General features: G+C 50.4%; 24 protein-coding genes. 18 read left to right on the forward strand and 6 right to left on the reverse strand.

Features of this window, described 5'->3' with window-relative positions:
• Positions 1-4 precede the first annotated feature (4 nt).
• The 5 genes from rlpA (at position 5) to lipA (ending at position 4815) form a co-directional block, all read left to right on the forward strand.
• Entirely contained in the window at positions 5-1081 is a 1077-nt protein-coding gene (gene rlpA, locus AACS80_RS14810; RefSeq protein ID WP_135409663.1) for an endolytic peptidoglycan transglycosylase RlpA, read from the forward strand.
• A 140-nt stretch (positions 1082-1221) separates the two neighbouring features.
• Positions 1222-2433, forward strand: a complete 1212-nt coding sequence (gene dacA, locus AACS80_RS14815) for a D-alanyl-D-alanine carboxypeptidase DacA (protein WP_064528971.1) — start codon at positions 1222-1224, stop codon at positions 2431-2433.
• Between the two features lie 109 nt (positions 2434-2542).
• Positions 2543-2806, forward strand: coding sequence for a DUF493 family protein YbeD (gene ybeD / locus AACS80_RS14820; RefSeq protein ID WP_130206481.1), 264 nt, complete (start codon positions 2543-2545; stop codon positions 2804-2806).
• 99 nt (positions 2807-2905) lie between these two features.
• Entirely contained in the window at positions 2906-3547 is a 642-nt protein-coding gene (lipB, locus tag AACS80_RS14825) for a lipoyl(octanoyl) transferase LipB (protein ID WP_130206479.1), read from the forward strand.
• A gap of 302 nt (positions 3548-3849) precedes the next feature.
• Positions 3850-4815 (forward strand): lipoyl synthase, encoded by a 966-nt coding sequence (gene lipA / locus AACS80_RS14830; RefSeq protein ID WP_000042625.1) that lies wholly within the window; start codon positions 3850-3852, stop codon positions 4813-4815.
• Positions 4816-4914: 99 nt separating this feature from the next.
• Here the strand turns inward: lipA and tatE are convergent, their stop codons facing one another.
• Positions 4915-5118, reverse strand: a complete 204-nt coding sequence (gene tatE, locus AACS80_RS14835; RefSeq protein ID WP_064528973.1) for a twin-arginine translocase subunit TatE — start codon at positions 5116-5118, stop codon at positions 4915-4917.
• Between the two features lie 128 nt (positions 5119-5246).
• Complete coding sequence (locus tag AACS80_RS14840; protein WP_138183850.1) at positions 5247-6035, reverse strand: deaminated glutathione amidase; 789 nt, start codon at positions 6033-6035, stop codon at positions 5247-5249.
• Positions 6036-6127: 92 nt separating this feature from the next.
• On the opposite strand from AACS80_RS14840, the gene crcB reads away from it, so the two are divergent.
• Entirely contained in the window at positions 6128-6511 is a 384-nt protein-coding gene (gene crcB / locus AACS80_RS14845; protein WP_135406188.1) for a fluoride efflux transporter CrcB, read from the forward strand.
• A 53-nt stretch (positions 6512-6564) separates the two neighbouring features.
• Here the strand turns inward: crcB and cspE are convergent, their stop codons facing one another.
• Positions 6565-6774: a transcription antiterminator/RNA stability regulator CspE gene (cspE, locus tag AACS80_RS14850; protein WP_000034825.1), complete on the reverse strand. Its 210-nt coding sequence runs from the start codon at positions 6772-6774 to the stop codon at positions 6565-6567.
• 174 nt (positions 6775-6948) lie between these two features.
• Positions 6949-7509, reverse strand: a complete 561-nt coding sequence (gene pagP / locus AACS80_RS14855; RefSeq protein WP_130206473.1) for a lipid IV(A) palmitoyltransferase PagP — start codon at positions 7507-7509, stop codon at positions 6949-6951.
• Positions 7510-8071: 562 nt separating this feature from the next.
• Between pagP and dcuC the strand changes: the two genes are divergently transcribed.
• The gene (dcuC, locus tag AACS80_RS14860) at positions 8072-9457 is read left to right on the forward strand and encodes an anaerobic C4-dicarboxylate transporter DcuC (protein WP_130260242.1); all 1386 of its coding nucleotides are present in this window, start codon (positions 8072-8074) and stop codon (positions 9455-9457) included.
• Between the two features lie 38 nt (positions 9458-9495).
• Here dcuC and dpiA read toward each other — a convergent pair whose 3' ends face one another.
• Together dpiA and dpiB are read right to left on the reverse strand one after the other, a co-directional pair.
• A complete protein-coding gene (gene dpiA, locus AACS80_RS14865; RefSeq protein WP_130206469.1) occupies positions 9496-10176 on the reverse strand; it encodes a two-component response regulator DpiA in 681 nt (226 codons plus the stop codon).
• Positions 10145-11803 carry a sensor histidine kinase DpiB gene (dpiB, locus tag AACS80_RS14870; RefSeq protein WP_131161034.1) on the reverse strand — a complete coding sequence of 553 codons (1659 nt, stop codon included), beginning with the start codon at positions 11801-11803 and terminating at the stop codon, positions 10145-10147. Before dpiB ends, dpiA begins: the two co-directional genes overlap by 32 nt.
• Positions 11804-12181: 378 nt before the next feature.
• On the opposite strand from dpiB, the gene citC reads away from it, so the two are divergent.
• The 11 genes from citC to uspG all read left to right on the forward strand — a co-directional run bounded on the left by citC (position 12182) and on the right by uspG (position 21274).
• A complete protein-coding gene (citC, locus tag AACS80_RS14875; RefSeq protein ID WP_130206465.1) occupies positions 12182-13240 on the forward strand; it encodes a [citrate (pro-3S)-lyase] ligase in 1059 nt (352 codons plus the stop codon).
• Between the two features lie 14 nt (positions 13241-13254).
• Positions 13255-13551, forward strand: a complete 297-nt coding sequence (gene citD / locus AACS80_RS14880; protein WP_000700703.1) for a citrate lyase acyl carrier protein — start codon at positions 13255-13257, stop codon at positions 13549-13551.
• On the forward strand, positions 13548-14456 hold the full coding sequence (gene citE / locus AACS80_RS14885) for a citrate (pro-3S)-lyase subunit beta (protein ID WP_000622357.1): 909 nt from the start codon (positions 13548-13550) through the stop codon (positions 14454-14456). The genes citD and citE overlap by 4 nt, the downstream gene beginning before the upstream one ends.
• Before the next feature lie 10 nt (positions 14457-14466).
• Positions 14467-15999 (forward strand): citrate lyase subunit alpha, encoded by a 1533-nt coding sequence (gene citF, locus AACS80_RS14890; RefSeq protein ID WP_096987655.1) that lies wholly within the window; start codon positions 14467-14469, stop codon positions 15997-15999.
• A 3-nt stretch (positions 16000-16002) separates the two neighbouring features.
• Entirely contained in the window at positions 16003-16554 is a 552-nt protein-coding gene (gene citX / locus AACS80_RS14895) for a citrate lyase holo-[acyl-carrier protein] synthase (RefSeq protein WP_135409662.1), read from the forward strand.
• The gene (gene citG / locus AACS80_RS14900) at positions 16529-17407 is read left to right on the forward strand and encodes a triphosphoribosyl-dephospho-CoA synthase CitG (RefSeq protein WP_130206461.1); all 879 of its coding nucleotides are present in this window, start codon (positions 16529-16531) and stop codon (positions 17405-17407) included. Before citX ends, citG begins: the two co-directional genes overlap by 26 nt.
• Before the next feature lie 50 nt (positions 17408-17457).
• Positions 17458-18921, forward strand: a complete 1464-nt coding sequence (gene citT, locus AACS80_RS14905) for a citrate/succinate antiporter CitT (protein WP_135409661.1) — start codon at positions 17458-17460, stop codon at positions 18919-18921.
• A gap of 113 nt (positions 18922-19034) precedes the next feature.
• Positions 19035-19841 carry a ribonuclease I gene (gene rna, locus AACS80_RS14910; protein ID WP_135409660.1) on the forward strand — a complete coding sequence of 269 codons (807 nt, stop codon included), beginning with the start codon at positions 19035-19037 and terminating at the stop codon, positions 19839-19841.
• 239 nt (positions 19842-20080) lie between these two features.
• Positions 20081-20491, forward strand: a complete 411-nt coding sequence (gene rnk, locus AACS80_RS14915; RefSeq protein WP_130206455.1) for a nucleoside diphosphate kinase regulator — start codon at positions 20081-20083, stop codon at positions 20489-20491.
• 141 nt (positions 20492-20632) lie between these two features.
• Entirely contained in the window at positions 20633-20722 is a 90-nt protein-coding gene (gene yldA, locus AACS80_RS23985; protein ID WP_367643826.1) for a small membrane protein YldA, read from the forward strand.
• 123 nt (positions 20723-20845) lie between these two features.
• Positions 20846-21274, forward strand: coding sequence for a universal stress protein UspG (uspG, locus tag AACS80_RS14920; RefSeq protein WP_130206453.1), 429 nt, complete (start codon positions 20846-20848; stop codon positions 21272-21274).
• The last annotated feature ends 97 nt before the right edge of the window (positions 21275-21371 follow it).

Raw genomic sequence — 21371 nt, forward strand, 5'->3', positions numbered from 1 at the left:
GCGAATGCGTAAGCAGTGGCTCGGGATCTGCATCGCGGCAGGAATGCTCGCGGCATGTACTAGCGATGATGGTCAGCAACAGACGGTAAGTGTGCCGCAGCCTGCGGTATGTAACGGCCCTAAAGTTGAAATTAGCGGGGCGGAACCACGTTTCGAACCACTGAACGCGACGGCAAATCAGGATTATCAGCGCGACGGCAGAAGCTACAAAATCGTGCAGGACCCTTCACGCTTTAGTCAGGCGGGCCTTGCAGCCATTTATGATGCCGAACCTGGCAGCAATCTGACAGCATCTGGCGAAGCATTTGATCCAACGCAGCTGACGGCGGCGCATCCAACGCTCCCCATCCCCAGCTACGCCAGAATCACCAACCTGGCTAATGGGCGGATGATCGTGGTGCGCATTAACGATCGCGGTCCCTACGGCAACGACCGTGTGATTTCACTTTCACGCGCGGCAGCTGACCGTCTTAACACCTCGAACAATACAAAAGTTCGTATCGATCCTATTATCGTCGCCCAGGATGGTTCATTTTCTGGCCCAGGCATGGCTTGTACTACCATTGCCAAACAGACTTACGCCCTGCCTGCGCCGCCCGATTTAAACGGCGGCAGCGGAACAAACTCTATGTCTGTCCCGCAGGGTGATATTCTCCCGGTCAGCAACTCAACGCTGAAAAGCGAAGATCCGACCGGCGCGCCGGTAACCAGCAGCGGCTTCCTCGGCGCGCCGACTACCCTGGCGCCCGGCGTACTGGAAGGCAGCGAACCGACGCCTGCACCACAGCCCGTTGTCTCAGCACCTGCAACAACATCTGCAATGGTGACACCGCAAGCCGCTTCGCAAAGCGCCAGCGGTAACTTTATGGTGCAAGTGGGGGCCGTTAGCGATCAGGCACGCGCGCAACAGTATCAACAGCAACTGGGACAACAGTTCGGCGTACCCGGTCGCGTGACCCAAAACGGCGCGGTCTGGCGTATTCAGCTTGGTCCATTCGCCAACAAAGCTGAAGCCAGTGCCTTACAGCAACGTTTACAAACCGAAGCCCAATTACAGTCATTTATTACCACCGCGCAATAACGTAAAGCAGGCATCTGAAATGTCAATTTCTGTAAATGACGTTAACAAAGTCACGCGGAAAGTCGGATGCCTGGCGGTAGTGCATTTGCTATAGTAGGGCACTTATTTTAAATTCCATCACGGATGTCGTAGTTCAGACCATGAATACCATTTTTTCCGCTCGTATCATGAAGCGCCTGGCGCTCACCACGGCTCTTTGCACAGCCTTTATCTCTGCTGCACATGCCGATGACCTGAATATCAAAACCATGATCCCGGGTGTACCGCAGATCGACGCGGAGTCTTACATCCTGATCGACTATAACTCCGGCAAAGTGCTCGCCGAGCAAAATGCGGATGTCCGTCGCGACCCTGCAAGTCTGACCAAAATGATGACCAGCTACGTTATCGGTCAGGCAATGAAAGCAGGTAAATTCAAAGAATCTGATTTAGTGACCATCGGCAATGACGCCTGGGCCACCGGTAACCCGGTGTTCAGAGGTTCTTCGCTGATGTTCCTCAAACCTGGCATGCAGGTACCGGTTTCTCAGCTTATCCGTGGTATCAACCTGCAATCTGGTAACGATGCTTGTGTTGCCATGGCTGACTTCGCCGCCGGTAGCCAGGATGCTTTCGTTGGTCTGATGAACAGTTACGTTAACGCCCTGGGCCTGAAAAATACCCACTTCCAGACTGTACACGGTCTGGACGCTGACGGTCAGTACAGCTCCGCGCGTGATATGGCGCTGATCGGTCAGGCCCTGATTCGTGATGTCCCTAACGAATACGCTATCTATAAAGAGAAAGAGTTTACCTTTAACGGTATTCGCCAGCTCAACCGTAACGGCCTGCTATGGGATAACAGCCTGAATGTCGACGGAATCAAAACTGGCCATACTGACAAGGCGGGCTACAACCTTGTCGCCTCCGCAACGGAAGGTCAGATGCGTCTGATCTCCGCAGTCATGGGCGGACGCACGTTCAAAGGCCGTGAAACCGAAAGTAAAAAACTGCTGACCTGGGGCTTCCGTTTCTTCGAAACGGTTAACCCACTGAAAGTTGGCAAAGAGTTCGCCTCTGAACCGGTTTGGTTTGGTAATACTGACCGCGCTTCGTTAGGGGTTGATAAAGACGTTTACCTGACCATTCCGCGTGGCCGCATGAAAGACCTGAAAGCTAGCTACGTGCTGAACAGCAGTGAACTGCATGCGCCGCTGCAAAAGAACCAGGTCGTTGGCACCATCAACTTCCAGCTTGATGGCAAAACTATCGAACAACGCCCGCTGGTGGTGTTACAGGAAATTCCTGAAGGTAACTTCTTCGGCAAAATCATTGATTACATTAAATTAATGTTCCATCACTGGTTCGGCTAAAAATTGAACACTTGAAAGTGTAATTTCCGCCCCCATATACTAAGCATCAGTAAAAAACTCCCGCCCTCTGGCGGGAGTTGCTATTTAATTACGTTACGCCGGAGCTGACATGAAAACCAAACTTAACGAACTGCTTGAATTCCCTACTCCTTTTACCTACAAAGTAATGGGGCAGGCGTTACCTGAGCTGGTTGATCAGGTGGTTGAAGTGGTACAGCGCCATGCGCCAGGTGACTACAACCCAACGGTAAAACCAAGCAGCAAAGGCAACTACCACTCGGTATCTATCACTATCAACGCCACTCATATCGAGCAGGTTGAAACTCTGTACGAAGAACTGGGCAAAATCGATATCGTCCGTATGGTTCTGTAATTCGCTTCTCCGTTACCCGGCCTCTGGTCGGGTAACTCCCCACCCCTCGCTGTGATATAATTTTCCCCACTTTTACTCATTCTCCACGGAGATGCCGTTTTGTATCAGGATAAAATTCTTGTCCGCCAGCTCGGCCTTCAGCCTTACGAGCCTATTTCTCAGGCTATGCATGAATTCACCGATACCCGTGATGAAAATACCCTTGATGAAATCTGGTTGGTTGAACACCATCCTGTATTCACCCAGGGACAAGCAGGTAAAGCGGAACATATTTTAATGCCGGGTGATATTCCGGTGATCCAGAGCGATCGCGGCGGCCAGGTAACTTATCACGGGCCGGGGCAACAGGTGATGTATGTATTGCTTAACCTCAAACGTAGGAAGTTGGGCGTGCGTGAGCTGGTGACCTTGCTCGAACAAACGGTAGTGAATACTCTGGCCGAGCTGGATATTGAAGCGCACCCTCGGGCTGATGCTCCAGGTGTCTACGTTGGGGAAAAGAAAATTTGTTCGCTCGGATTGCGTATTCGCCGCGGCTGTTCATTCCACGGTCTGGCATTAAACGTCAATATGGATCTTTCGCCATTTTTACGTATCAACCCTTGTGGTTATGCCGGGATGGAAATGGCAAAAATATCACAATGGAAACCTGATGCGACCACCGATAATATTGCACCACGCTTACTGGCAAATATTTTAGCGCTACTCAAAAATCCTGACGTAGAATATATCCCTGCTTAATTCTCCCTCATAAATGACCCAAATCATATTGGGTCATTGCAGTCAGCGTGTTCCAATACTTCGCGGGGAACTGATGCTATCGAATGTGTTTTGAAAAAGTATCGTTACATAGAGTTCACAGTGCCGAACGATAAAATGGCACAAACCAACAACAATTTTACATTTTCGCGACCGCTTTGGCTGCTTTCTGGGCCGTTTCAATGATATACTGCCAGTCGTTAATTCAAAAATAGTTGATAATTACAACAATCTATTGAATTGAAACGCTTTCCTTCGTAATTCGCAACTGGAACACGCACGCTATGAGTAAACCCATTGTGATGGAACGCGGTGTTAAATACCGCGATGCCGATAAGATGGCCCTTATCCCGGTTAAAAACGTGGCAACAGAGCGCGAAGCCCTGCTGCGCAAGCCGGAATGGATGAAAATCAAGCTTCCCGCGGACTCTACACGTATCCAGGGCATCAAAGCCGCAATGCGCAAAAATGGCCTGCATTCTGTCTGTGAGGAAGCCTCCTGCCCTAACCTGGCAGAATGCTTCAACCACGGCACAGCAACGTTTATGATCCTCGGTGCCATTTGTACCCGCCGTTGTCCGTTCTGTGACGTTGCCCACGGTCGCCCGGTCGCCCCGGATGCCAACGAGCCGGTAAAACTGGCGCAGACCATTGCTGATATGGCGCTGCGTTATGTGGTTATCACCTCCGTTGACCGCGATGACCTGCGCGATGGCGGAGCCCAGCACTTTGCGGATTGCATTACTGCCATCCGGGAAAAAAGCCCGGAAATCAAAATTGAAACTCTGGTGCCGGATTTCCGTGGTCGTATGGATCGTGCGCTGGATATTCTGACCGCCACGCCGCCAGATGTGTTCAACCACAACCTGGAAAACGTACCGCGTATTTACCGTCAGGTACGCCCGGGCGCAGATTACAACTGGTCGCTAAAACTATTGGAACGCTTTAAAGAAGCGCATCCGGAGATCCCGACCAAATCCGGTTTGATGGTGGGACTGGGTGAAACCAATGAAGAGATTATTGAAGTCATGCGCGATCTGCGCCGCCATGGTGTAACCATGTTGACACTGGGGCAATATCTGCAGCCAAGCCGCCATCACCTGCCGGTACAACGCTACGTTAGCCCGGATGAGTTTGATGAAATGAAGGCCGAAGCGCTGGCGATGGGCTTTACCCATGCTGCATGCGGTCCGTTTGTCCGCTCTTCGTATCACGCCGACTTGCAGGCGAAAGGGATGGAAGTTAAGTAATCGTGTAATAATTGCTTACATCTGTCTGATAAAAAACCCGCTATCTGAAGCGGGTTTTTTTATCGAACAAGATATTGAGGGAGCGTCCTGCTCGCCACGTCACTCTTTATGAGAGAGCTTTTCAGCCTGAATATCAACGTCTGCGCCTTTTTTAGCCGCAGCGTCATCATCATTCATCGCTTTCTTGAACCCTTTAATGGCCGCTCCCAGGTCTCCGCCCAGCGTACGTAACTTCTTAGTCCCAAACAGCAGAACGACCAGCGCCGCAACTACCAGCAGTTTGGTAATACTAATCTCACCCATAGATACCTTCTTGACATAAAACTGGCAACAGAACGCGCCTTAAAAACCAGAGAATATTAACGGTCATTCGACGCGCGCACACAATAGCAATCTGTAACAAGGTGAATCAAGCACCGAGTAAAAAAACATCATAATAATTGCGGCGGCGCAAAGCGACGGTTGTTTAAGACGGGAAGTTGCGCGCGCACCTGACGCACACGTTCGGGCGTCACTTCCGCCATAATGAGCGCTGGCATTTCTGCCGCTGCCGCAATGGTGATGCCAAAGGGATCTATAATCCGGCTTTGCCCGATATTTTTGTTCCCGCACTCCCCCGCAGCCACCATATAACAGGTGGTATCCAGAGCACGAGCGGCTAGCAAGGTTGACCAGTGGTGCTCTTTGAGTGGCCCGCGAACCCAGGCCGCTGGCAGGATCAGGATTTCCGCGCCCTGTAATGCCAGGGCTAATGCCAACTCTGGAAAGCGTAAATCATAGCAGGTCATCAGCCCCACTTTCATGCCTTCAACCTCCAGTAAAGGGGCTATTTCATCACCTGCATCCACATGGCGCGATTCCTGAATGGCAAACGCATCATAGAGATGCAATTTGGCATAATGGGCGACAATTTTCCCCGCCTGCAGCGCCACCAGCATATTCCGCGCGCGCCCAGGGGTTGAGGGAACATGAATCGTCAGAATCGTCGTCATCATGTTACGTTTACTTTCCCGCAGTAAACGTCCGAGGAATTCCCCTTCCAGCAACTGTGCCGATTTAACTGACAAATTCGGGTCAAGATCGTCGCGCGCCAGAAGCGCTTCCGGCAGGACAAACAGCGATACGTCGTTTTCCGCCGCCTGTGCCATTAACGAGGCGCAAATCTCAGCGTTCTTTTCCCATATTGATGTAACAGCAAATTGTCCTGCGGCAACCAGCATTGCCACCTCCTGTCAGAGTTGTAAAATTCGCCAACGACGAATATTCGGCGTTAAACTTATCACTCATACAAATCAAATAGCAGGATTTAGCTGTGTTACAACTCCTTTTAGCAGTTTTTATTGGTGGTGGTACGGGAAGCGTGGCGAGATGGATGTTAAGTATGCGGTTTAACCCACTGCACCAGGCTATTCCACTCGGAACTCTGGCAGCAAACCTGATTGGGGCATTTATCATAGGAATGGGGTTTGCCTGGTTTAGCCGCATGACTAATATCGATCCGGTGTGGAAAGTATTAATCACCACTGGTTTTTGTGGCGGGCTAACGACCTTCTCAACATTTTCGGCAGAAGTGGTGTTTTTATTGCAGGAGGGGCGTTTTGGCTGGGCGCTACTGAACGTCTTCGTTAACCTGTTAGGTTCCTTTGCCATGACCGCAGTGGCTTTTTGGCTATTTTCAGCATCAACCGCACACTGAAGACCAAAAAAAACCCGCTGAATAAGCGGGTTTTGAATTCTTGCTGACGTATCTTACAGAGCGATTACGTTTGCAGCAGAAGGGCCTTTGGCACCGTTAGTGATTTCGAACTCTACGCGCTGACCTTCAGCAAGAGTTTTAAAACCATTAGTCTGGATTGCAGAGAAGTGTACGAACACATCTTTGCTGCCGTCTTCCGGAGTAATGAAACCGAATCCTTTGGACTCATTAAACCACTTAACGTTACCTTTAATCTTAGACATCAAAATTACCTTTACATGAAAAATAGACACAAATGCTGTGTCGGTTACCAGTACACCAATTGTGGTACGCTTTGTCCAGTGCAACTTTACTAAAAAGTGATAAAAGTCGCGTTATTTTTGATGTTAATTTCATTACATGCTGATTTTTAAGGCTTTTATTAAAACGTGACTTGTCTAAAACTGAAACCGTATCCAGGCAAAGTAAACATTGCCATTGTTGTAAGTGCCAGGGATATAGGTCATCTGAAAAGTTGCAGGCCCATAGCCCACAGAAGCCAATGGCAGTATCAGCGGAACAGGTATGTAGTTCCAGTTATCACGCGCCGTCACACCAGCGGTGAATCCCAGACCGACATGAAAGTTTTCATCGGCAAGCGGTCGCCAGGTACTTTCCCAACCGTATCCGGCAATGGGCTCCCATTTATTCCACGAATCCTTAAACGCCATCGCGTACAAACCGTGCCAGTTGCCTTTCTCATCCCAACGTGACTGACCAAAACCGCCACCCCACGGTCTTTCGTTATAGCGATCGGTCTTTTCTTTGTCATAAGCGAAACGTGCATGCCAGGTAATGGCGGGAATATACAGATCATAATGTTCTGGCCGCTGCCAGGTTTCTGCGACATTATCTTTAAATGTCGCAATCCATTGCTCTGCACTAGCAGAAACTTCTTCAATGCTGATTAACTGAATAAAAGTAAAGGAAAATACGGTAACACATTTACTAGCGCCCATTAGCAACCACAGAAAACTTATCAAAAATATATTACCAGCATAGCCAAAGAAAAATAAATACAACCTTAACAAGGCAAACATAAAGAATAATCCGAGCGCCTGAAAAATTTATTTCATGAAATTTGCTAATAAAACCATCAGATTACTCCGGAGACTAAGAAATATTTTCAGCTAAAGAACAACTCATGCAAATAAAAGCCACACCCATAAAAAAATTTATCATTCACTTATTTTTCAATTAGATACAATAAAATCATCAATAAAATCATTGTTTGCATTGCCACATGATACGCATACAAGATTATTTTTTGGACGGACAAAATACCATAAAATAATTAACAAAATCGCATCAATTACTCATCAGTTTATAAACATCATTATGTTGTATTTACTCCCCCTAAAATAAATTTTGTTATCCAGGTATAAAAACAACAACATCAATGTCTTAATGACAGCTTTCTTGATTTCAATCAGCATCCGATGTCAATTTATTCGGCATATTTTTTTTCTTATTTTAGGACTTTTTTATTATTTATTGTAGATTCTGGAGACAGGAAAGAATATGCAGACATTTATTGAACTCCTTATTGGGGTTGTCGTTATTGTGGGTGTAGCTCGCTACATCATTAAAGGGTATTCCGCCACTGGGGTGCTATTTGTTGGCGGCCTGCTACTGCTGATCATCAGCGCTATAATGGGACACAAAGTTTTACCTTCCAGCCAGACTTCCACTGGCTACAGCGCCACAGATATCGTTGAATACATTAAAATATTACTGATGAGCCGTGGCGGCGATCTCGGCATGATGATCATGATGCTGTGTGGCTTTGCCGCTTATATGACCCACATTGGCGCGAACGATATGGTTGTCAAACTGGCATCAAAACCGCTGCAGTACATTAACTCCCCTTACCTGCTGATGATTGCCGCCTACTTTGTCGCCTGTCTGATGTCACTGGCAGTCTCTTCCGCAACCGGTCTTGGCGTTTTACTGATGGCAACGTTGTTCCCGGTGATGGTGAACGTTGGCATCAGTCGCGGCGCGGCAGCTGCCATTTGTGCCTCACCTGCAGCAATTATTCTCGCACCAACATCTGGTGATGTGGTGCTGGCAGCACAGGCTTCTGAAATGCCGCTGATTGATTTCGCCTTCAAAACAACACTTCCTATCTCAATTGCCGCGATTATCGGCATGGCGATTGCCCACTTTTTCTGGCAGCGTTATCTGGACAAAAAAGAGCACATCTCTCATGAAATGTTAGATGTCAGCGAAATCACAACCACCGCGCCTGCGTTTTACGCCATTCTGCCGTTTACACCGATCATTGGCGTGCTATTTTTTGACGGCAAATGGGGTCCGCAATTGCACATCATCACCATTCTGGTGATCTGTATGCTGGTTGCCTCTGTTCTGGAATTTCTTCGCGGCTTTAATACGCAAAAAGTCTTTTCGGGCCTCGAGGTGGCTTACCGCGGCATGGCTGATGCCTTCGCTAACGTAGTAATGTTATTAGTTGCCGCAGGGGTTTTCGCTCAGGGCCTTAGCACCATCGGCTTTATCCAGAGCCTGATCTCAATCGCCACCTCGTTCGGTTCGGCGAGCATAATCCTGATGCTGGTGCTGGTTATCCTGACAATGCTGGCAGCAGTCACCACGGGTTCCGGCAATGCGCCTTTCTATGCCTTTGTTGAGATGATCCCGAAACTGGCACACTCTTCCGGTATTAACCCGGCGTACCTGACAATCCCGATGCTGCAGGCATCAAACCTGGGGCGCACGCTTTCGCCAGTCTCTGGCGTGGTGGTTGCCGTTGCCGGGATGGCTAAAATATCACCTTTTGAAGTGGTTAAACGCACCTCGGTGCCGGTGCTTGTTGGGCTGGTGATTGTCATTGTGGCTACAGAGTTGATGGTGCCCGGTACTACCGCCGCGGTTGCTGGTAAGTAATTTCCCAGGCCGGAGGAGCGCGTCCTCCGGCACTCTCTTCATCCGCTGTGGTAAATGCGCTGCGGCCGACCGACTTTGCCGTGAACAATCTCGGCGATGATCAGATGTCGGCTGGCGCAATATTCAAGATAACGTCTCGCGGTGGTGCGGCTTATGGTCAAAGCCTGCGCTACTGTCTCAGCCGTATGTTGCACACCTGGCTCCTTGAACAGTTTTCTCACTGCGTTTAGCGTCAACGCGTCAATGCCAGTTGGCAGCTCATCCTTTGGTTCACCGCGAGCGTAAGCGTTGAACATCTCATCAATTTGCTTCTGACTGGCGCTATCAATACTTTCCAGCATGTGTCTACGCTGGCGATAACGAGTTAATGTCTGCCCCAGACGCTCATAAGCGATTGGCTTGATTAAATAATCAAACACACCGCAGCGCACAGCCTCAGATACCGTTTCCATATCGCTGGCGGCAGTGGTAAACACCACATCGCCGGGGTAATGCGTCTGCACCAACTCATGCAACAAATTAATGCCTCTACCATCAGGGAGATAGTTATCCAGCAAGATAAGCCCCGGCTTAAAACGCTCGATCATCATTCGGGCCTGCGCCAGGTTTCCCGCCAGCAATATCTGACTGAAGCCGGGAATGTGACGAATATATTCCGCATGCATTTCTGCCAACGGTGTTTCGTCCTCAACGATCAATAGGGTTAATGGAGCTGTCATCAGGTTTCACTTTCGGAATATAGATTGAAAATAAAGTACCGCAGGGATCATTCTCTTCGAGAGTGATAACACCACCGCAGCGCGTTACATAGCTGGCAATAAGATACAACCCAATGCCATGCTCACCGGGTTCATCAGCACGCGTACTGACGCCCTGCTCAAATATTTTGTCGCGAAGAGACTCTGGAATGCCGCAGCCCTGATCGGCCACTTCAATTACCACGTCGTCGCCTTCATCGCTCAGGTATAATTCGACTGTCTTATTCCCTTCATCACTATGCAGACTGGCTTCGAAGGCATTATCGAGTAAGTTGCCCACTATCGCCGCAAATTCAGTGCTGTCCAGCCCTTGCGGCAGTTGTGAAAGTTGGCTGCCTGGAACAATCGTCATTTTTAGCCCCAGCTCCCGGGCGCGCTGCACTTTACCAAAAAGAAGCCCCGCCACCTGGCGGTCGGCAAATGCTTCACGCAGACTATCAATAAGTTGCTGCTGAGCCCGGGACTCCCCCTGAACCATCGCCAGCACACGATCATACTCTTTCATCTGCAACAGACCATTGAGCGTAGACATCCAATTGAGATGTTCATGACGTAGTGTGCGCAGGCTTTCGACATATTGTTTAATTTGCGTCAGTTGCGCATTAAGGGTAGATATTTCGTCTTTACTACGAAAACTAATAATTGCACCTAGCAAATCATCACCAGAACGAATAGCTTCGCGGTTAGCAATAACGCTCAGACCATTAAAATTCGCCACCACATCCTGACGTTTTTCATCAATTTGTTCGGTAAAGAAATCAGCCGGTCTGACAACCTCTGCAATAGGTCTGCCCAACCACTGCCGTCCGGGGGAACTCAGCCCCAACATTTTTCTTGCGTTGCGGTTGATGGCAGTAATATGCCCATACGGGTCCACCGCAATCAGCCCTTCATAAACCGAACTAAAAAGCGCCTCTTGCTGGCGGACCACGCGCGCAATCTGCTTTGGTTCCATCCCCATCATCTGGCGGCGGATATGCGCAGCTAAGAACCACGACAGCAGCATCAGAATGCCTAACAGCACGACAAACACGCCCACCATCGGTAATAAAAACTCTGCCCGCCAGCTATCGATTTTACTTACCAGATACCCCACCGACACCACGCCAATGACTTTGCCATCGTCATCAAAGATCGGCGTTTTGGCGCGCATTGCCATACCTATCGACCCTTTGCCGGTGATGAAGTAACTCTCCCCTCTTTCCAGCGCTCCCGGTTTGGTAAACTGCATGGGGTAACCAATCTTTTCCGGATTAGGATGGTAAAGGCGGATCGAATCCCGGTCACCAATCACCACATAATCGAAGTCGGTGTCTCTTTGCAATTTGTTGGCGATAGTCGCCAGCCGTTTGTAGTCACGCATTTTCACTGCGGTGATGATACTGTCATTGGAGGCAATAATTTTCGCCTGATTCATTGCCATGTCACGAACATGAAGCGTTAAATAGTCCTCAAAGCTGGCCGTAAAATATTGCGCCAACGCAGCGATGACAAATATCGAGAACACCAAAATCAGCAAAAAAATACGCAACGGGAACGCCAGTCGTTGGAAAAAAGCAAACTGTTTATTCTCATTAAACTGCAACATTGTTTTCCTTGCGGGGTAAGCCCTGTTTTTTGGCGGATGTAATTAAAATGTTGAATCTCGATTTATAAATATCAAATATGATCGTGACAAATTTCATTCATTAAATCAATTAAATCAATTAAACCTACGGGTCAATTCGTAATTACATTAATTAAAAAACTTAAAACCATTAAATAAATAAAAAACCACTAACTCTATGTGAAATAAATCAAAATTTCACGATGCAATACTCCTTAGGATGTATGGCGAAAGGAGAAACAGAAATACCTCACTCACAACCCTTTCTCTCAACTGAAAATAAAAGGTTATCAATTTGCTACATCGAACAACATTTGTTGCAAATCGATAACAACATGCACCTTCAGGATACTATTTATTATGTTCGGCAATGATATTTTCACCCGGGTAAAACGTTCAGAAAATAAAAAGATGGCGGAAATTACCCACTTTCTGCATGAAAATGATTTGAGTGTTGACACCACGGTCGAAGTATTTATTACCGTAACCCGTAACGACCGCCTTATTGCCTGCGGCGGAATTGCCGGAAATATCATTAAGTGCGTCGCTATTAGTGAATCAGTTCGTGGTGAAGGACTGGCGCTGACATTAGCCACCGAACTGATAAACCTCGCCTATGAACGGCACAGCACGCATCTGTTTATTTATACCAAAACCGAATACGAGGCGCTGTTCCGTCAGTGCGGTTTCTATACGTTAACCAGCGTACCTGGCGTGATGGTGTTGATGGAAAATAGCGCCACACGTCTGAAACGCTATGCCGAATCGCTGAAGAAATTCCGTCATGAAGGGAAGAAGATTGGCTGTATCGTCATGAACGCCAATCCCTTTACTAACGGCCACCGTTATCTGATTCAACAAGCTGCGGCACAGTGCGACTGGCTGCATCTGTTTTTAGTCAAAGAAGACTCTTCACGCTTTCCCTATGACGACCGGTTAGATCTGGTGTTAAAAGGCACCGCCGATATTCCGCGCCTGACCGTGCATCGCGGCTCCGAGTACATCATCTCCCGTGCCACGTTCCCCTGCTACTTCATTAAAGAACAGAGCGTCATCAACCATTGTTACACCGAAATTGACCTGAAAATTTTCCGTCAGTACCTCGCGCCCGCGCTGGGCGTTACTCACCGCTTTGTTGGTACTGAACCCATTTGTCGCGTGACCGCTCAGTACAACCAGGATATGCGCTACTGGCTGGAAACACCGACCATCTCCGCACCGCCCATCGAACTGGTTGAAATTGAGCGACTGCGTTACCAGGAACTGCCGATATCCGCTTCCCGGGTACGTCAACTGCTGGTGAAAAACGATCTCACGGCTATCGCGCCACTGGTCCCGGCACCCACTCTGCATTACTTGCAGAATCTGCTTGAACACGCCCGCCAGGACGCGGCAGTTCGTCAAAAGACCCCCGCATAAGAAACAGGTGAAAAATGAAAATAAACCAGCCCGCCGTTGCAGGCACCCTTGAGTCTGGGGATGTGATGATACGCATCGCCCCACTCGATACGCAGGATATCGACCTGCAAATCAACAGCAGCGTTGAGAAACAGTTTGGCGATGCGATTCGCACCACCATTCTGGACGTTCTCGCCCGCTATAACGTGCGCGGCGTACAGCTGAATGTCGATGACAAAGGCGCACTGGACTGCATTTTACGTGCACGACTGGAAGCCTTGCTGGCACGCGCCAGCGGTATCCCGGCGCTGCCATGGGAGGATTGCCAATGATTTCCGCTTCGCTGCAACAACGTAAAACTCGCACCCGCCGCAGCATGCTGTTTGTGCCTGGCGCCAATGCCGCGATGGTCAGCAACTCCTTCATCTACCCGGCTGATGCTCTGATGTTCGACCTCGAAGACTCCGTGGCGCTGCGTGAAAAAGACACCGCACGTCGCATGGTCTACCACGCGCTGCAACATCCGCTGTATCGCGATATTGAAACCATCGTACGTGTTAACGCACTGGATTCTGAATGGGGCGTTAACGACCTGGAAGCCGTCGTTCGCGGTGGCGCAGACGTTGTGCGTCTGCCGAAAACCGATACCGCTCAGGACGTTCTGGATATCGAAAAAGAGATCCTGCGTATTGAAAAAGCCTGTGGTCGCGAACCAGGCAGCACTGGGCTGCTGGCGGCGATTGAATCTCCGCTGGGCATTACCCGCGCGGTGGAAATCGCTCATGCTTCCGAGCGTTTGATCGGTATCGCCCTCGGTGCAGAAGACTACGTGCGCAACCTGCGTACAGAACGCTCTCCGGAAGGAACTGAACTGCTGTTCGCTCGCTGCTCTATTTTGCAGGCCGCACGTTCTGCGGGTATTCAGGCGTTCGATACCGTCTATTCCGACGCCAACAACGAAGCTGGATTCCTGCAAGAAGCCGCCCACATCAAACAACTGGGCTTTGACGGCAAATCGCTGATCAACCCGCGTCAGATTGATCTGCTGCACAACCTCTACGCTCCAACCCAGAAAGAAGTGGATCACGCACGCCGCGTCGTAGAAGCCGCTGAAGCCGCCGCTCGCGAAGGCCTTGGCGTCGTTTCCCTGAACGGCAAGATGGTTGACGGTCCGGTTATCGATCGCGCCCGTCTGGTGCTCTCCCGTGCAGAACTTTCCGGCATCCGCGAAGAATAAGGCAATCAAAATGACGCAGAAAATTGAACAATCTCAACGACAAGAACGGGTAGCAGCCTGGAATCGTCACGCTGAATGCGATCTTGCCGCTTTCCAGAACTCGCCGAAACAAACCTATCAGGCTGAAAAAGCGCGCGATCGCAAACTGTGCGCCAACCTGGAAGAAGCCATTCGTCGTTCTGGTTTGCAAGATGGTATGACCGTCTCCTTCCACCATGCTTTTCGTGGTGGTGACCTGACCGTCAATATGGTGATGGACGTCATCGCGAAGATGGGCTTTAAAAACCTGACCCTGGCGTCCAGTTCCCTGAGTGATTGCCATGCGCCGCTGGTAGAACACATTCGCCAGGGCGTGGTTACCCGCATTTATACCTCCGGTTTACGCGGCCCACTGGCAGAAGAAATCTCCCGTGGCCTGCTGGCTGAACCGGTGCAAATCCACTCCCACGGCGGTCGCGTGCATCTGGTACAGAGCGGCGAACTGAACATCGACGTCGCTTTCCTCGGCGTCCCGTCCTGTGATGAATTCGGTAATGCCAACGGCTACACCGGTAAAGCCTGCTGCGGCTCCCTCGGCTATGCAATGGTTGATGCCGACAACGCAAAACAGGTCGTGATGCTCACCGAAGAACTGCTGCCTTATCCGCATAATCCGGCAAGCATTGAGCAAGATCAGGTTGATTTGATCGTCAAAGTTGATCGCGTTGGCGATGCCGCGAAAATCGGTGCTGGCGCAACCCGTATGACCACTAACCCGCGCGAACTGCTGATTGCCCGCAGCGCTGCGGATGTGATTGTCAACTCTGGCTACTTCAAAGAAGGTTTCTCCATGCAGACCGGCACCGGCGGCGCTTCGCTTGCGGTAACCCGTTTCCTGGAAGACAAAATGCGTAGCCGCGATATTCGCGCCGACTTCGCCCTCGGTGGCATTACCGCAACGATGGTTGATCTGCACGAAAAAGGTCTGATCCGCAAACTGCTGGATGTGCAGAGCTTTGACAGCCACGCTGCGCAATCGCTGGCCCGTAACCCGAATCACATCGAAATCAGTGCCAACCAGTACGCTAACTGGGGCTCTAAAGGCGCATCGGTTGATCGTCTCGACGTGGTGGTACTGAGCGCGCTGGAAATTGATACCCAGTTCAACGTTAACGTGCTGACCGGCTCTGACGGTGTGCTGCGTGGCGCTTCCGGCGGTCACTGCGATACCGCAATTGCCTCTGCGCTTTCCATCATTGTTGCGCCGCTGGTGCGCGGTCGTATCCCTACTCTGGTGGATAACGTGCTGACCTGCATTACCCCAGGGTCCAGCGTCGATATTCTGGTCACCGACCACGGCATCGCTGTTAACCCGGCACGTCCGGAACTGGCAGAACGTCTGCAGGAAGCAGGCATAAAAGTGGTTTCCATTGAGTGGCTGCGCGAACGTGCGCGTCTGCTGACCGGTGAACCACAGCCGATTGAATTCACCGACCGCGTCGTTGCCGTCGTGCGCTACCGCGATGGCTCGGTGATTGACGTTGTGCATCAGGTGAAGGAATAAGCCATGCACCTGCTCCCTGAACTCGCCAGCCACCATGCGGTTTCAATTCCCGAGTTGCTCGTCAGCCGGGATGAAAGGCAAGCACGGCAACACGCCTGGCTCAAGCGCCATCCTGTTCCACTGGTCTCCTTTACCGTGGTTGCGCCGGGTCCGATTAAAGACAGCGAGGTCACACGCCGAATTTTTAATCATGGCGTGACAGCCTTGCGCGCTTTAGCCGCAAAGCAGGGCTGGCAAATTCAGGAGCAGGCTGCACTGGTTTCCGCCAGCGGGCCGGAGGGCATGTTGAGCATTGCCGCTCCAGCTCGCGACCTCAAGCTCGCCACGATTGAGCTTGAACATAGTCATCCTCTCGGGCGTTTATGGGATATCGATGTCCTGACGCCCGGAGGCGAAATTCTCTCCCGCCGCGATTATTCGCTGCCGCCTCGCCGCTGCCTGCTATGCGAGCAAAGCGCAGCCGTCTGCGCGCGCGGGAAAACCCACCAACTGACCGATTTACTCAACCGCATGGAGGCGCTGCTGAACGATGTCGATGCCTGCAACGTCAACTAAAACCACAAAGCTTGCTGCGTCATTAATCAATGAATACGCCCTGCTGGGCTGGCGCGCCATGCTGACTGAAGTCAATCTGTCACCGAAACCAGGCCTGGTAGATCGCATTAACTGCGGTGCGCACAAAGATATGGCGCTGGAAGATTTCCACCGTAGCGCACTGGCGATCCAGGGCTGGTTACCCCGTTTCATTGAATTTGGTGCCTGTAGTGCAGAAATGGCACCGGAAGCGGTACTCCACGGATTACGCCCAATTGGTATGGCCTGTGAAGGCGATATGTTCCGCGCCACTGCGGGCGTAAACACGCATAAAGGCAGCATTTTTTCTTTAGGGCTGCTATGTGCGGCAATTGGCCGTTTGCTTCAGCTCAACCAGCCGGTAACGCCCACAACCGTTTGTTCGACGGCGGCAAGTTTCTGCCGTGGTCTGACCGAGCGCGAACTGCGTACCAATAATCAACAACTGACCGCAGGTCAACGGTTGTACCAGCAGCTTGGCCTTACCGGCGCGCGCGGTGAAGCCGAAGCAGGTTATCCACTGGTGATCAACCACGCCCTACCGCATTACCTCACTCTGCTGGATCAGGGGCTAGATCCTGAACTGGCATTGCTCGATACCTTGCTCCTACTGATGGCTACCAACGGCGATACCAACGTTGCATCGCGCGGTGGTGAGGGGGGCCTTCGCTGGCTACAGCGCGAGGCGCAAACACTATTGCAAAAAGGGGGCATTCGAACCCCCGCCGATCTCGATTATCTCCGGCAGTTCGACAGGGAGTGTATCGAACGAAATCTCAGTCCAGGCGGCAGTGCCGACCTGCTGATCCTTACCTGGTTTTTAGCACAGATTTAATAATTTAAGCACTTGATAAATTTGGAAATATTAATTTTCGGAGAACCCGTATGTCTTTAGCAAAAGATAATATATGGAAACTATTGGCCCCACTGGTGGTGATGGGCGTCATGTTTCTTATCCCTGTCCCCGACGGTATGCCGCCGCAGGCATGGCATTACTTCGCTGTGTTTGTGGCAATGATTGTCGGAATGATCCTCGAGCCAATCCCGGCAACAGCGATCAGTTTTATTGCAGTAACCATTTGCGTGATTGGCAGTAATTACCTGCTCTTTGACGCCAAAGAATTAGCTGACCCAGCGTTTAATGCGCAAAAACAGGCGCTGAAATGGGGGTTGGCTGGTTTTTCCAGTACCACAGTCTGGCTGGTATTTGGCGCATTTATCTTTGCATTAGGATATGAAGTTTCTGGATTAGGCCGTCGTATTGCCCTTTTCCTGGTGAAATTCATGGGGAAACGCACGCTGACGTTGGGTTATGCGATTGTCATCATCGACATTCTGCTGGCGCCGTTTACACCGTCTAACACCGCGCGTACCGGGGGTACGGTTTTCCCGGTCATTAAAAACCTGCCGCCGCTATTTAAATCATTCCCGAACGATCCGTCCGCGCGTCGTATTGGCGGCTATTTGATGTGGATGATGGTCATTAGTACCAGTCTGAGTTCTTCCATGTTTGTCACCGGTGCGGCACCAAACGTACTGGGTCTGGAGTTCGTCAGCAAAATTGCCGGTATCCAGATTAGCTGGTTGCAGTGGTTCCTCTGCTTCCTGCCGGTTGGGGTTATCTTGCTTATCATTGCGCCGTGGCTTTCCTACGTGCTGTACAAACCGGAAATCACACACAGTGAAGAAGTGGCAACCTGGGCGGGTGATGAACTAAAAACCATGGGGGCGCTGACACGCAGAGAATGGACGCTGATTGGCCTTGTGTTGCTCAGCTTAGGTTTATGGGTATTTGGCAGCGAAGTGATTAATGCCACTGCGGTTGGCCTGCTGGCTGTTTCGCTGATGCTGGCGCTGCACGTTGTGCCGTGGAAAGACATTACCCGTTATTACAGCGCATGGAACACGCTGGTCAACCTGGCAACGCTGGTCGTCATGGCTAATGGCCTGACTCGTTCCGGATTTATCGACTGGTTCGCCAGCACCATGAGTACGCATCTGGAAGGTTTTTCGCCAAATGCGACGGTTGTCGTTCTCGTGCTGGTGTTCTATTTTGCTCATTACCTGTTTGCCAGCCTGTCAGCGCACACCGCAACCATGCTGCCGGTCATTCTGGCGGTCGGTAAAGGTATTCCGGGCGTACCGATGGAACAACTGTGTATTCTGCTGGTGCTGTCTATCGGTATCATGGGCTGTCTGACCCCATATGCTACTGGCCCAGGTGTGATTATTTACGGCTGCGGCTATGTGAAATCAAAAGATTACTGGCGTCTTGGGGCTATCTTCGGGGTGATTTATATTGCCATGCTGCTTCTGGTAGGCTGGCCGATTCTCGCCATGTGGAACTAATACGTTCGCCAAACGCTGAATAAATCACCGCGCCCGCCAGGTTAGCCAACCTGGCGGGCTTTTTTATGATTTAATAGATAGTATTCAGTGCATGTATGAGTTCCACACCCACTATGAAAATATTCTGGCGTAACGCCGCTTTACTGGCGGCTTCTCTGCTCCCCTTATCTTCTGTCAACGCCGCTGCATTACAGGCAAAACAGTATGGCGATTTTGATCGTTACGTTTTAGCTCTTTCCTGGCAAACCGGGTTTTGCCAGAGTCAGCACGACCGAAATCGTAACGAACGCGATGAGTGTCGACTGCAAACCGAAACGAGCAACAAGGCCGATTTTCTGACCGTACATGGTCTGTGGCCAGGATTACCTAAATCGGTTGCTGCGCGTGGCGTTGATGAACGCCGCTGGATGCGCTTCGGCTGCGCCACTCGCCCAGTCCCAAACCTGCCGGAAGCGCGCGCCAGCCGGATGTGTTCTTCACCGGAAACAGGGTTATCGCTGGAAACAGCAGCTAAATTGAGTGAAGTTATGCCGGGCGCAGGTGGTCGTTCCTGTCTGGAACGTTATGAATACGCGAAACACGGCGCCTGCTTTGGTTTTGATCCGGACGCTTACTTCGGGACGATGGTACGTCTGAATCAAGAGATCAAAGAGAGCGCAGCCGGAAAATTCCTCGCTGATAACTACGGTAAAACCGTGAGCCGCAGTGACTTTGACGACGCCTTTGCCAAAAGCTGGGGGAAAGAGAACGTCAAAGCGGTCAAGTTAACGTGCCAGGGTAATCCGGCGTATTTGACTGAAATCCAGATTTCAATCAAAGCTGATGCCATCAATGCGCCGCTCTCGGCAAGCTCATTCTTGCCACAACCTCACCCAGGCAACTGTGGCAAAGCCTTTGTGATTGATAAAGCAGGTTATTGAGATCCAGCGCAGCGGACGTTGATCCATCACGAAAATTTATCCATTACGCTGTTTTTCGATTGAGATTTATACAAATCGCTCAGCATTAAGGAATTACCTGAATGTGATGTAAATCACTTCAAAGAGTGAGCAACAGTCAGTATCATCATATGAGCTAAACCCTCGCCGCCTGACGGTGAGGGTTTTCTTTTGGGTATGTTTATCTGCGACAATCGCAGTACCGACGACATGGAGTAAAAATGTCCAGACCAACAATCATCATTAACGACCTGGATGCCGAACGCATCGATATTCTGCTGGAGCAACCTGCCTATGCCGGTTTGCCAATCGCCGACGCGTTAAACGCAGAGTTGGATCGCGCCCAAATGTGTTCGCCAGAAGAGATGCCGCACGATGTGGTGACGATGAACAGCCGGGTTAAATTCCGCAATCTTAGCGATGGCGAAGTCCGTGTGCGTACACTGGTGTATCCGGCAAAAATGACCGACAGCAATACTCAACTTTCCGTTATGGCTCCGGTTGGTGCCGCACTGCTGGGGTTGCGCGTTGGCGATACCATCCACTGGGAACTTCCGGGCGGCGTTGCTACCCACCTTGAAGTGCTGGAACTCGAATACCAGCCTGAAGCCGCTGGCGACTACCTGCTTTAATCCCATCTGCACAAGCGTTATTCGCTTTGCCCGGAGGATGCTTCTGCATCCTCTTTCCGCTCAAATATCAACCAGACTTATCATTTTGCTCTTCACCGCTGCGTTCTAATCTGAACAAGTTATCCACCAGCGGATCCCCCTATGAGCGAAGCTCTCGGTATTACTGCGTTTTATATATTCATTGCAGCAATTCTTGTTGTGGCAGTGCTATATCTTGAGCAACGCTGGTAGTAGCTGACTTAATCCATTTTCCAGATCAATTGCTATCCCAGATCAAATCAACTTCGCAAATCATAGAATCATAATCAATAATATGCTGTCATATGTTCATGCAATAGCAAGGAGGGAATGCTTATGTACAAAACAATCATTATGCCAGTAGACGTATTTGAAATGGAATTGAGCGACAAAGCCGTTCGTCACGCTGAATTTCTCGCCCAGGATGATGGCGTAATTCATTTACTCCATGTATTACCGGGCGCCGCAAGCCTTAGTCTGCACCGTTTTGCTGCTGATGTGCGTCGTTTCGAAGAACATTTGCAACATGAAGCCGAAGAGCGCTTACAGACAATGGTCGGCCATTTCAATATTGATCCATCCCGTATCAAACCACATGTCCGTTTTGGTAACGTGCGAGATGAAGTGAACGAGTTAGCTAAAGAACTGGATGCGGATGTTGTGGTTATCGGTTCGCGAAATCCATCGATTTCAACCCATCTGTTAGGTTCCAACGCTTCCAACGTGATCCGCCACGCCAATCTGCCGGTATTAGTCGTTCGTTAACAAATTAACGCATTTATGACGCCCTGCCCTGAGCAATCCCGGCAGGGCGTTTTTTATAAAAAAAGCCGCCAGGTTTGACCCCGGCGGCTAAGCAATT

Origin of the sequence: Escherichia sp. E4385 (assembly GCF_963883145.1) — a bacterium.
Taxonomy (GTDB): domain Bacteria; phylum Pseudomonadota; class Gammaproteobacteria; order Enterobacterales; family Enterobacteriaceae; genus Escherichia.